Consider the following 10,804-nt stretch of genomic DNA (forward strand, 5'->3'; position numbering starts at 1 on the left):
CGGCCTGAGCAGCCCCCACAATACCGCACTGCTGATTGGAAGCTTTGCTGTCGGCCAGGGCGCGCTCTTTCTTGCACAGACACGGCTTGTCGCCACTGGCCAGTTCGGCCTGCTCGCCGGCTTCGGGCTCCATTTCACCTTTGTCATCCTCGCCGCGATGATCGTCGATGCCGGCGCGCAAACCCTGCTGGCCCGTGCTATCGCGCTCGCCGATGCAGGGGAGCGCGACGGCTTCTGGCGACCTTATTGGGCGATCTGCGTCACCCGTCTGATACTCGCGGCGCTGCTCGGCACTCTCGGATTTTGTTACGCGCTAACAGCACCGGATGAGTTCTCACGGCACTACATTTTTGCCGCACTGCCGCTGTTACTGATCTGCAGTTTCACTCCCTCGGGAATGCTGGACGGCCTCCAGCGCAGCGGGCTCGCCGGTCTGGCCAATATCCCAGTCTTTTTAATGCCCGCCCTCGCCCTACTGGTCGCGACGCTCACTGTGGGCGCAGAAGCAGGCATCGCGCTCGGCCTCGCGACCAGCCTCGGCTATGCGATCGCGCTCGCCTGCCAGTTCGCCATTCTGGTATGGCTCGGATACAGGCCGCACTGGGTCCGGCCAGGGCGGGAAGACGTCCTCAGGACTGCTCGAGATAGCGCGGCAATGCTGCTCGCGGCCCTACCCGGCCAAGCGCTGTTCCGACTGCAAATCCTGCTCTGCAACCTGCTATTGGGCACGACCGCAACAGCCCTCTTTCTCTATGCCCGACAGATAACGGCAGCCTTCTCCCAGATTCTGCATTTTCTGCGGCGAGCGGAATTTCCTTCACTGGTGCAGCACCTTGAGGATGCCGACGCCTCATTGCCAACCCTGTTCAAGCTGCAGAAACGGGGAACGTCTGTTGCTCTGTGCACCAGCGTTTTCCTGCTGATTGCCGGGATGCTCGTTGGGACGTTCTTCCAACCAATCATCACGGATGCCGGACATGTCCTCGCCCTGTTTTCGGCTGGCGTTCTGACCGGTGCGGTCTACATGGCGATGTCGCAAGGCGCCTTTGCGCTTGGGCGACCACACCACGCAGCGGTGGCGGCCAATCTTGGGTTGCTCGCGGGCCTCGCTGTGAGCGTGGCGGTGTCGCCGATGATCGGTCTCGCAGGCTTTGCCGTTGGCGAGGTTGCCGCGCATCTGGTCGGCGGCGCCTATCTCTTTCGATGTTTGGGGGCAGGCGTCCGGGGGGCAAGAGTTGCGGGCGGAGGGGCATCCTGATGCGGTTGGCCATCGTTCTCGCCCTTTACAGCTTCAACGCGATCTACGCTCCGAACCAGGCGTCGATTGCCCTGACGCTGCCTGTACTCATCCTCGTTCTTGTCGGACTGGGAAAAATCCGTTCGCCCAATCTTCAGATCGGCGACATGTTCTGGTTCTGCGTCTTCATCTTTTTCGCCATTTCTCCACTCCAGCGCATGGGCGATGGGACCATTGGAGGTGACTGGACGGTCACGCGACACGCCTATGATGCCGCCGAATACATCACGGCCATGGCAATCGTCGTGGTCTTCCTGTTGCCCTTCGGCTTCATCTCTATGGAAGCCAAGGATCCGGATACCACCACGGCCACTCCACCCGCAGAATGGATGCTCGCCCTCAACATCCTTGCCTTCTCCCTTTTTGTTGTGCTGCAAGGCGGCTGGCAACAGGTTCTGCTGCCTCGCCTCGACAAGACATGGTCCGAGGCAAGCGCGCTGAGCGAGGCATTTCTTGCCCTCCAAACCGTTACCACAGCTGTCCTTGTGGCCAATGCGAGGGCAGCTGGCCGAACCTGGTCCTTAGTCACGTTGGTCGCCGTCGCCATTGGGCTATTGGCGATCACTCGCAATCCGTTCAACGCGTCTCGCTTCAGCCTGCTCGCTGCATGGGTGCCCGTTGGCCTCGCCATGCTCAGGGGGCGGCTGCAAGCGGCATGGTTTTATGCTGTGGCGCTCTTCGCGCTCCTAGTGCTGTTCCCGATCCTCAGCATTACTACGCGCCTTGGTCTGGTCGGATTGGGACAGGTCGAAGACATAGATTTCGCTGATAACCTGTTGAGCACGCCCTTCGTCGATATCTTCGACACCACTGTCCATGCCGTGCGCTTCATGAGCACGCATGACTGGATGCTGGGCGAGAAACTGCTGGCAGTCGGTCTATTCTTCGTGCCCCGCGCGCTCTGGCCGAACAAGCCTATTGTCGGCGGGCTCGATATCGGCGGCGATCTGTTGAACGGCGGCATGGCGGGAACGGACAACCTGTCCTTCTTCATCGGCGCCGATGCCTATATGGATTTCGGCTTCGTGGGCGTGGTGATGGGCGGCCTGCTTTTGGCCCTGTTCACCGCCCAAGCGAGCGCCAGCCGTCTGGGCAGTTTCTATGGCGTATCGCTCCTGCACGCCGTCATCATCGCCTCGCTGCCGATCATGCTGCGCGGCCCAGTCGGTGCAGTGCTGCCACTCGCCGCCTGCCAGATCGTGATCCTCATCATATTGTCACGCACCGAATGGAGACAGCCTTTGCCTGAGCCGGCAGGTGACCGACTATGAACATCCTCCGTGTCATTGCCTCCCTTGATCCTCGGCAAGGCGGGCCTGTTGAGGGCTTGCTGAATACCACTGCTTTAATGGCGCAGTGGGGCCATCACACGGAAATCCTGACCTTGGATCCGCCGTCGGCGCCCTATCTGGCGGCGGTGGGGCACAAGGTGCACGCGACGGGACCCAACATCGGAAAATTCGGCTTCAATGGCCGCTTGACGCCATGGATACGGCGCAACGCCCATCGCTTCGATGTGGCGGTGCTGCATGGCCTGTGGAACTACGCGCCGCTTGGGGCATGGCGGGGGCTCGCGGGGGGCGACCTGCCCTATGTGCAGTTTACCCACGGCATGCTGGATCCATGGTTCAACACCGTCCAGCCCATCAAACGCTGGGCCAAACAAGCGCTGTGGCTGCTCGCGCAGGGCCGGGTTTTGCATGACGCCAAGACAGTGCTGTTCACTTCCGAAGAGGAAGGCTTGCGCGCCCGCACCGCTTTCATTGGCCACTCATACGCGGGGCGTGTTGTGGCTTATGGCGCTGCCGATATCCCCGATCAAGCCGATGAGCAGCGCGCGGCCTTTGCGGGCAAAGCTCCACAGCTCAACGCCCGCCCCTATCTACTTTATCTAGGACGCCTCCACCCCAAGAAGGGCTGCGACCTGCTCATTCGCGCCTTCTCGGAGATCGCAGCGCAGCACCCACACCTCGATCTCGTGATGGCGGGACCCGACGAAGGGGGAACGCAGGCCCACCTGCAAGTCCTTGCCGCAGAAAACGGTATCGCGGATCGCCTCCACTGGCCGGGCCTGCTGCAAGGCTCAGCGAAATGGGGTGCCTATCGGGACGCCACAGCGTTCGTGTTGCCGTCGCATCAGGAAAACTTCGGCATGGCGGTTGCGGAAGCTTTGGCGAGCGGTACGCCGGTGCTCATCTCCGACAAGATCAACATCTGGCGGGAAGTCGCGGCGTCCGGCGCAGGACTCGTCGAGCCCGACACACTTGAGGGGACCCGCGCCCTACTCACGCGCTTTATGGCACTGCAACCACAGGAGCAGGCATCAATTGGACGGCTAGCCCGCGCCTGTTACGAGAAGCAGTTCAGTCTCGATGAGGCGGCGCGCGATCTGCTGCGCGTGTTGGAATGGGCCGCGGAGGCAGCAAGATGACCGATCCCGCCCTCACCCATCGTGGTCTCGCGCGAACCAGCTTCCCGTTTTCGGACCGACTCTATCGTTCGACATGGTCACTGGTCTGGCTACTTCTCGCCGCATGGACACCACCGCCATTCCACCGCTGGCGGTGCCTGCTCTTGAAGGCCTTTGGCGCCGAGATTGCGCTGGACTGTCGCGTCTATGGCAGCGCGCGCATATGGAGCCCGAAAAACCTCCGCATGGACAGAAACGCCGTCTTGGGTCGGCATGCCCAATGCTACTGCATGGCCCCGATCCATATTGGCGAGAATGCGATCATCTCGCAGTTTGCCCAACTGGTGACTGGGACGCATGACATCGACCAGCCGGGTTTCAGGTTGATCGCCCGGCCTATCACCATCGGCGCCGATGCCTGGATCGCTGCAAAGGCCTTTGTTGGCCCCGGCGTGACGGTCGGCGACGGCGCAGTGCTGGGAGCCTGCGCCGTCACATTCAAGGACCTGCCTGCGCGTTCAGTCTATGTGGGCAATCCGGCTCGGTTTATTCGCCACAGGGCCAACTTCACCACCCCATCGCCACGTGCCGCGCTTTGAACGCCGCAGCGACGATGGCGTAACCAGCATCGTTGAGATGCAGCACGTCGGACCGCTTTGAACGCGGCACATATCCAGCTGCGATATCGGCAATGTCGCCCGCTGATCCGTCGGAAGCGGCTTGCAGAGCGCCCATGAGGTCAACGAAGCGCGTGCCATAGGCGGCGGCCAAAGCGCCATTGCGGGCGACAATGGCACTAATGACTCCAGACGTGTCGCTGGCACTGGTGAGGATTGCCCCCACCAGATAACGGTCGTGACCAAGACTGACGACGGCGGCCGCAATATCGCCTTCCACACTGTTGCCCGCTTGCGCGCCATTCCGCCCCAGCCAAAGCCAGGCCGGATACGGGCGCAACGCCAGACCCAGATCGCAGACAAAGGCCGTTCCCGGCGGGCATGCCACCGGCGCCCCAGCCCGTAGACGCGTAAAGGTCCAGTTACCCGAGCTATCAGTGCTAACCGTCCCGGGTACGCCTGCGAGCCTGCCGGTCTGGCTGCCTGAGAACACACCAGAGTTCACCAAGATGTTGATCGATTTCGCGGTGACGGCCACGGAGCCGGACGCTGGGATCTGGTTGGCGCTCACACTGACAGCGATTGGCAGAGCATTCATGCGGGCAGCAATCTGTGTCGAGGTTTGCCCGCCAATACCCTGACTGACCACCGCACGCGCCGGGCTGAACAAGGCCCCTGCGGCAGGCCCAGTACGGAACGCCTCACTCGAAGCGTTGATGCCGCCAGCCAGACTGTCGCCCCACAAGGCGATCAGCTGCGAGTTCGGTAGCGCCGCATAAAACTCCGCTTCCGAAAGAGCCGGATTGAGTGCAATGCGGTCAATCGTGCCATCCCACACTTCTCCCGCAATGCTTCTCCCAATTCTCAGCACCGCCACGCCCGGCATGATGCCGGACAGATCGGTTTGCACAGCGCCCCGCCCGATCAGCACAGCGCGAAACGCATTGGTCGAAACTGAGAAGCGCAGATCAAATGCGGTGTCCAGGGCGACCACACCCAGATCAAGCTGGGCCACGACGGCTCCGGCCTGATTGACCAGAACCTGCAGATGCCGGTCCTTGTCCCAATAGATGCGCACGCGGTTGCGCGCCGAGCCCGCTGTGGCACCGTCCTCGTGGTCGGCCTGCAGCAGCACTTTGTCGCCCGCCCCCACCGTTGCAGGCGTACGCCCGGTCAGCTGTGCAGAAAAGCCATCACTGCTCCACCCCGGCAACGGACTGACCTCCTTAAGGGAGATGTTGTCAAAGATCGACGTGCCCACGTTGCCCGACCCGTTGAGGCGTCCGCCGATATAGGAGGTAACGGCTTCGGCCCCGCCAGTGGCACTGCGCGTGGCGGGAACGGTTGAGCTATGGGCCGACGTCGCCGCCACCGCACTATTGAGCGCGCTGTTGGCGGCGCCAATGCGCAGTTCCACGCCGTACGTGCTGGTCGTGCCCCGTCGCATCGTGCCCGAAATGCGATAGGCTTTGCCCAGACCAAGCGTCACAGCCTGCGAAAACCCGTTGGACGGACCGTTTTGCCCGTCGACCACCAGCTCGCCCGCAGTCACCATCAAGCTCGCAGCCGCACCGCCATTGGTGTAGGCCGTCCATCCTGTGGTCCCTGCGTCAAAGCCGCCATTGACGACAAGCTCGGGCGCCCCCGGCGCCACATAGGGGCCGAGCACGACGCTCTGCCCCACCTGTGCACCACCCAACTCACTCACAAGCGCTTCTAGCGCCACAAAGCTGCGCCCTGCGTGAGAAAACCTGCCCTCGGCGAAGTTCAGATCCAGAAGTGGCAAAGCCGGGGCGACACCCCCGGCAAGCCGGTGCAGGCCTAGTACTAGGCCCAGCATCAATAGAGCCCAACCATGAACGAGGCCGTGGAACTGGTGAGCACCTTGCGCGCTCTCACAGGCAGGATGCTTCCGGCTGCAACATTGCTGAAGGTGACGGTTGGGCCCCACAGCATTTCGAGCGTCACATTGCCTGCCGCCCCCACATAGATCGCCCGGCTCACCTGTGGCAGCGAAACGGTGTCGCTGGGCACGACGGTATAGGCGCCCGATGCAGGCGCCAGCAAACTTTGCGCGCTGTCTCCATAAATATCGTTCATTGGCTCATCTCCATCTCGATGATGGCAAGACTAGCAGTGCGACAAATGGCGGGGATAAGTGGGCGACCCAAGGCAACAACCGGCCCGTGGCAAAACGCAAGGCCGTCTTTTGTCGAATTCAGAATCGCTACCGCAAGACCGTACAAAGACGACTTAGCCATGAGCGTTGCTGGCTCTGCATGGCCCCGCGTGGTAGGCAAGCTCAACCCATACCGGAGAAGACTTTGGCCAGCCCCTCTTTTGATCGCGTTGCCTTCGTCACCAACGGGACCGCCGAGGCCGATATTGCTGCGTCGCGCCTGCGCGCGCGCTATGGCGACAATGCTGTAGAGGATGCTGACTTCGTCGTTGCCTTGGGCGGGGACGGGCTGATGTTGCAGACGCTGCATCGGGTGATGAGCAGCGATATTCCGGTCTATGGCATGAATTTCGGCTCGGTCGGCTTCATGATGAACACGTTCTCGGAAGATGATCTGGAAAGCCGCCTCGCCGCGGCACAGCCGACCCATATCTACCCGCTGTCCATGGAAGTTCTCGACACCACGGGACAGACCCAGACGGCGCTGGCGCTGAACGAAGTATCTCTGTTCCGCGCGAGCTATCAGGCCGCCAAGATCCAGATCATCGTTGACGGCGAGACGCGGCTGGATGAGCTGATTTGCGATGGCGCGCTGCTGTCAACGCCGGCGGGCTCCACCGCCTACAACCTGTCGGCGCATGGGCCGATTCTGCCAATCGAGGCGCAGTTGCTGGCGCTGACGCCGATTTCGCCGTTCCGGCCTCGCCGTTGGCGCGGAGCAATCCTCTCCAACCGAGCCGTGGTGAAGTTCATCACCCGCGAGGCAGACAAGCGCCCCGTCAGCGCCGTGGCCGACAATGTCGAATTCCAGCACGTGCTTGAAGTCACCGTGCGCGAAGATCGCTCGCGCGGCGTGACGCTGCTGTTCGATCCCGGCACGAGCCTGGAAGAACGCGTTTTGAGCGAACAGTTCCGGTTCTGATCAGGCCGCCGGCAAAGCCAGGCGCGGGTCCATATCGGGCAACGCCATGGGCGAAGTCGCATCGCTCGCAAAGGCCGACATCACACCCCGCGCAGCCTTGCGCGCCAGCACAATGTTCTGCTCGCTGAGATAGGCGAAAGCCTCCTCGAGCTCATCCGGAATGACGCCGTCATGCTCGACGATCAGCTCTTCGGTGAGCGCCGTCACCACATAGTGGCGAGCAGCGGCATCGTCGGCCAGATCGCTGGCGCGTGCGTACAGCACCAGACGGGCGAGCAGATTGCGGACGCCCTCCCTCAGACCGCACCGCGCCAGCAACGCGTTCAGCGACGGACGGCTACCGCTTTCGAGCAAGGCAAACACCTTGGCGCGCGGCGCCTGGGCCAGCTCTGCAAGGCAATCAGCGAAGAACATGACGTGGCCGGTGACCACCGCATGCAGCAGTACGCGGGTATTGATGCGATCGGAGACCACGAGGCAGGACACATAGGCGCCGCTCGCCTTGACCGCCTCACGCTCGCCAATGGCGGCAAGCGCTGTATCGGCACCATCGCGCAGCACCCGGCCAAGCCGCTCCGGCGCCAGCGCGCCTTTGACGATGCGAGCGCCCTTGAGCGCTTCAGTGACGCGCTGCACCAACAGCAAACGAGCATCAGCCGGCAAATCACTGCGCGCCAACAGCGCACCACGAACATCGCTCTGCTCGCCCAGATTGGTCGCCAGATCGCGCAGCAGCGTGTCGCTGAGCGCAATCTCGGTCCGCTTGAGCAGGCGCAGGGTAATCTGGAAATCGTTGCGGGCGATCATCGCTGCGGCAAGACGCGCGCTGACAGTGGTGCGCTGGCAAATGGCCAGCAGCATCGGCTGGTCCAAGGTCTTGATCAGGCCCATCAGGTCGGCATCAATCAGTACTGGGGAGTACTGCAGCACGGCGCGGGAAATGACGGCGCTATCATGCAGCAGCGCAAGAATGATCGGGCGTGGTGCTTCGCTGGAATGCAGCAGGCCATAAGCCAGCGCCGCGCGCACCTTGACAGACGGATCATCGAGAAAGCCGATCAGCGACGCATAGAGCGCTGCCTGTTCGTCGGCGGGGCCAACATGGTTGAGATAGGCCAGAGCGGAGAGATGTGCCGCGCTGCCGCGCTCTTCGCTATCGGGCGACTGGGACAACGAAACGAACTCTTGATACGCAACCATGACACTCTCCGCCCACCAGCGAAGACAAATTTAGCGATCAAGGCTTAAGGAACGGTTCACCATACCGAACGGTCGGCATGATGTGTGATCAGAGGGCAGCCACAACGACCGCATACATCTGGGCGATGCCCGCACCAACTGCGATCACAAGCGCCCAACTCGCCACCGCAGCGCCGAGAATGACCCAGCCGCGCGGCAGTGCGCGAAGCCCGCTCAGGGCAGGTCTTATTGCTCTTTCTCGCATTTTCGGCCCCTCCAACGCGGAAGATCAAGCTCCCGCATAGCTCGATTACAGATGCTGCCGGTTAATGTGGCGTCTATTGCGGGACGCGGCATTTGGCTCAAACTCGCGCGCGACTGCGTTGGCCACTCACTTCGCATAAAGCTGGGTGAAGAACGCGCTGCCATCGACCGCATCGGTTGCGTCTGTAGCAAGTGTCTCCGGCTCCGTGCGGAACAGGCCGGTGAACGACATATTGTCTGGCGAGAACCGCGATGGGATCGGTGGCGCCGCGGGAACAGCCGGAGCACCATTGGCCATCTGCTGGGCAGCAAATCCGGCATTGGGCGCGCCGATTTCGTGCTTTGCGACCAGCGAGCGATAGACCTCGCGAATGGTGCGCGGCGTACCATTGGAATAGAAAATATTGCGGTTGGCGGCTGCCTGCTTGGGGAAGAGGTTTGCCGCGATCTGATCGGGATTCTGCAACCCCGCCGTGAACATGCGCTCGGCCCCCTGGGCCCCGAGGAAATGGGCGATGTAAAGCTCGCCCGCGCTGGGCATCCGGCCAAACTTCGTGCGCAGATAATCACCGTTGGATTTGGTGAATGCCGCCGCCAGATCGGCTGCGATCTGGGGATCTTCGCGCATCTTGAGGATCTGCGCTTTTTGCGTGGGGTCGCGGACCGTGTAGCCGCCGTCGCTGGAGCGCTCGATGCTATCGGCGATCTTGCCGTAGCCGAGGCGCGGTCCCTCCTCTTTCATCACCTGAAGCCAGGTGCCTTCGAGGAACTGGAAAAGCCCGACAGCCGAGGATGTCTGGGCTTTTGCCTGTGGGTTGAGGCTGCTTTCGCGCATGGCAGTTTGCAGCAGATAGTCGAAATCAACGCCGTTCCGGTCACCCGCGGACGTCAGCACATAAGCCAGGCTTTGTGGCACTGATATCGGCTGTACGCCCATCACCGTCCCGCAGAATCACACGCGTTAGCATAACCTTAATAACTGCTAACGCCGCGTTAACCATTCGCGCCAATCAGGCTACGATTATGCTTGTGTCCATTTGCTGACGATGTCGGCCAGATCCGGGCGTGGCCGATCCTCGATCACCGCTGTTGGTGTGCCGATATGGACGAAACCGACAAAGCGCTCGCCCTCGCGCGCGCCGAGCATGGTAGCCGCCTCCTCGTCGAACGCATACCAGCGGGTAATCCACGACGCAGCATAACCCAGTGCGTAGGCCGCGTGGATAATGTTGAAGGCGACGTTGCCAGCAGACAGCAGCTGCTCGAACTCAGGCACCTTTGGGTGGGCCTTGGGCGAGGAAATGATGCCGATGGTGAGTGGCGCGGGCAGGAAGCGGTTGCGCTCGATCTCAAGGCTCGCATCGTCCAGAGTCGGCGTCTTGCGCGCAGCAATTTCCGCCAGTTTTTCGCCCGCCTTTGCGCGATCATCGCCCTCAATCAGCACCAGCCGCCACGGCGCGATCTTGCCGTGATCAGGCACGCGCGTGCCGATAGTCAGTATCTGTGTCAGCTCATCTGGCGTCGGGCCCGGCTCCTGCAGAAATGCGATGCCGACCGAACGGCGGGTGAGCAGATAATCGCGCAGGGCAGCATTGGCGGGCATGGTACGGCTCCAGAAAACAGTGGCTGAGCATTAGCGAGATAGCGCCCTCCCGGCCAGCGCCGATCCCACTTGAGCGGTAAAAATCACCTGAGCGACACGTGCGGTGTTTTCATCCTGCCATGTCTGTGACACAGCTTTTCCCCATTCACCCGTTATCGGGCAATGCCGATTCAGTGGAGCGAGGCCAGGAAACGACATGCGGTTGCGAACGATACTTTCTCTGTTGCTCGCATTGGCAGTTGCCGTTCCAACGGGAGCGCCAATGATCGCCCCCGTATTCGCGCAGGAAGCCGCAGCAGAAATGCCGCCGATGCCGCGCCCCCGCCCCAACCC

11 protein-coding genes are annotated in these 10,804 nt (G+C 61.9%); 5 read left to right on the plus strand and 6 right to left on the minus strand.

Annotated features, from left to right (window positions below; all coding sequences use genetic code 11):
• The first annotated feature begins 34 nt into the window (after nt 1-34).
• The 4 genes from WH87_RS08270 to WH87_RS08285 are packed head-to-tail and all read left to right on the plus strand — an operon-like array spanning nt 35 to nt 4,306.
• A complete protein-coding gene (locus WH87_RS08270; RefSeq protein ID WP_281175178.1) occupies nt 35-1,258 on the plus strand; it encodes a lipopolysaccharide biosynthesis protein in 1,224 nt (407 codons plus the stop codon).
• Nucleotides 1,258-2,568, plus strand: a complete 1,311-nt coding sequence (locus WH87_RS08275; protein ID WP_245622335.1) for a hypothetical protein — start codon at nt 1,258-1,260, stop codon at nt 2,566-2,568. The genes WH87_RS08270 and WH87_RS08275 overlap by 1 nt, the downstream gene beginning before the upstream one ends.
• Nucleotides 2,565-3,728 carry a glycosyltransferase gene (locus tag WH87_RS08280; protein WP_046140377.1) on the plus strand — a complete coding sequence of 388 codons (1,164 nt, stop codon included), beginning with the start codon at nt 2,565-2,567 and terminating at the stop codon, nt 3,726-3,728. The genes WH87_RS08275 and WH87_RS08280 overlap by 4 nt, the downstream gene beginning before the upstream one ends.
• Nucleotides 3,725-4,306 carry an LbetaH domain-containing protein gene (locus WH87_RS08285; protein ID WP_046140439.1) on the plus strand — a complete coding sequence of 194 codons (582 nt, stop codon included), beginning with the start codon at nt 3,725-3,727 and terminating at the stop codon, nt 4,304-4,306. Before WH87_RS08280 ends, WH87_RS08285 begins: the two co-directional genes overlap by 4 nt.
• On the opposite strand, the gene WH87_RS08290 is transcribed toward WH87_RS08285, so the two are convergent.
• Together WH87_RS08290 and WH87_RS08295 are read right to left on the minus strand one after the other, a co-directional pair.
• On the minus strand, nt 4,275-6,164 hold the full coding sequence (locus WH87_RS08290; protein WP_156458157.1) for a carbohydrate binding domain-containing protein: 1,890 nt from the start codon (nt 6,162-6,164) through the stop codon (nt 4,275-4,277). The two genes, WH87_RS08285 and WH87_RS08290, sit on opposite strands and share 32 nt — an antisense overlap.
• A complete protein-coding gene (locus WH87_RS08295) occupies nt 6,164-6,424 on the minus strand; it encodes a spike base protein, RCAP_Rcc01079 family (RefSeq protein ID WP_046140379.1) in 261 nt (86 codons plus the stop codon). Before WH87_RS08295 ends, WH87_RS08290 begins: the two co-directional genes overlap by 1 nt.
• A 224-nt stretch (nt 6,425-6,648) precedes the next feature.
• Between WH87_RS08295 and WH87_RS08300 the strand changes: the two genes are divergently transcribed.
• Nucleotides 6,649-7,425: an NAD kinase gene (locus WH87_RS08300; protein ID WP_245622336.1), complete on the plus strand. Its 777-nt coding sequence runs from the start codon at nt 6,649-6,651 to the stop codon at nt 7,423-7,425.
• On the opposite strand, the gene WH87_RS08305 is transcribed toward WH87_RS08300, so the two are convergent.
• The 4 genes from WH87_RS08305 to WH87_RS08315 form a co-directional block, all read right to left on the minus strand.
• Nucleotides 7,426-8,625, minus strand: coding sequence for a DUF2336 domain-containing protein (locus tag WH87_RS08305; protein WP_046140381.1), 1,200 nt, complete (start codon nt 8,623-8,625; stop codon nt 7,426-7,428). It abuts the gene before it with no gap.
• A gap of 88 nt (nt 8,626-8,713) precedes the next feature.
• Nucleotides 8,714-8,869, minus strand: a complete 156-nt coding sequence (locus tag WH87_RS19580) for a hypothetical protein (protein ID WP_156458158.1) — start codon at nt 8,867-8,869, stop codon at nt 8,714-8,716.
• Nucleotides 8,870-8,995: 126 nt separating this feature from the next.
• Complete coding sequence (locus tag WH87_RS08310; RefSeq protein WP_156458159.1) at nt 8,996-9,805, minus strand: transglycosylase SLT domain-containing protein; 810 nt, start codon at nt 9,803-9,805, stop codon at nt 8,996-8,998.
• An 84-nt stretch (nt 9,806-9,889) separates the two neighbouring features.
• Nucleotides 9,890-10,471, minus strand: coding sequence for a nitroreductase family protein (locus WH87_RS08315; protein WP_046140382.1), 582 nt, complete (start codon nt 10,469-10,471; stop codon nt 9,890-9,892).
• Nucleotides 10,472-10,804 lie beyond the last annotated feature (333 nt).

It is taken from the genome of Devosia epidermidihirudinis, assembly GCF_000971295.1.
In the GTDB taxonomy this organism is placed as follows: Bacteria; Pseudomonadota; Alphaproteobacteria; order Rhizobiales; family Devosiaceae; genus Devosia; species Devosia epidermidihirudinis.

What these genes read in the sequence shown, in the direction of transcription:
- WH87_RS08275 (WP_245622335.1), top strand. Translation starts at nt 1,258, where the DNA reads ATGCGGTTGGCCATCGTTCTCGCCCTTTACAGCTTCAACGCGATCTAC.
- WH87_RS08280 (WP_046140377.1), top strand. Translation starts at nt 2,565, where the DNA reads ATGAACATCCTCCGTGTCATTGCCTCCCTTGATCCTCGGCAAGGCGGG.
- WH87_RS08285 (WP_046140439.1), top strand. Translation starts at nt 3,725, where the DNA reads ATGACCGATCCCGCCCTCACCCATCGTGGTCTCGCGCGAACCAGCTTC.
- WH87_RS08290 (WP_156458157.1), bottom strand. Translation starts at nt 6,164, where the DNA reads ATGCTGGGCCTAGTACTAGGCCTGCACCGGCTTGCCGGGGGTGTCGCC.
- WH87_RS08295 (WP_046140379.1), bottom strand. Translation starts at nt 6,424, where the DNA reads ATGAACGATATTTATGGAGACAGCGCGCAAAGTTTGCTGGCGCCTGCA.
- WH87_RS08305 (WP_046140381.1), bottom strand. Translation starts at nt 8,625, where the DNA reads ATGGTTGCGTATCAAGAGTTCGTTTCGTTGTCCCAGTCGCCCGATAGC.
- WH87_RS19580 (WP_156458158.1), bottom strand. Translation starts at nt 8,869, where the DNA reads ATGCGAGAAAGAGCAATAAGACCTGCCCTGAGCGGGCTTCGCGCACTG.
- WH87_RS08310 (WP_156458159.1), bottom strand. Translation starts at nt 9,805, where the DNA reads ATGGGCGTACAGCCGATATCAGTGCCACAAAGCCTGGCTTATGTGCTG.
- WH87_RS08315 (WP_046140382.1), bottom strand. Translation starts at nt 10,471, where the DNA reads ATGCCCGCCAATGCTGCCCTGCGCGATTATCTGCTCACCCGCCGTTCG.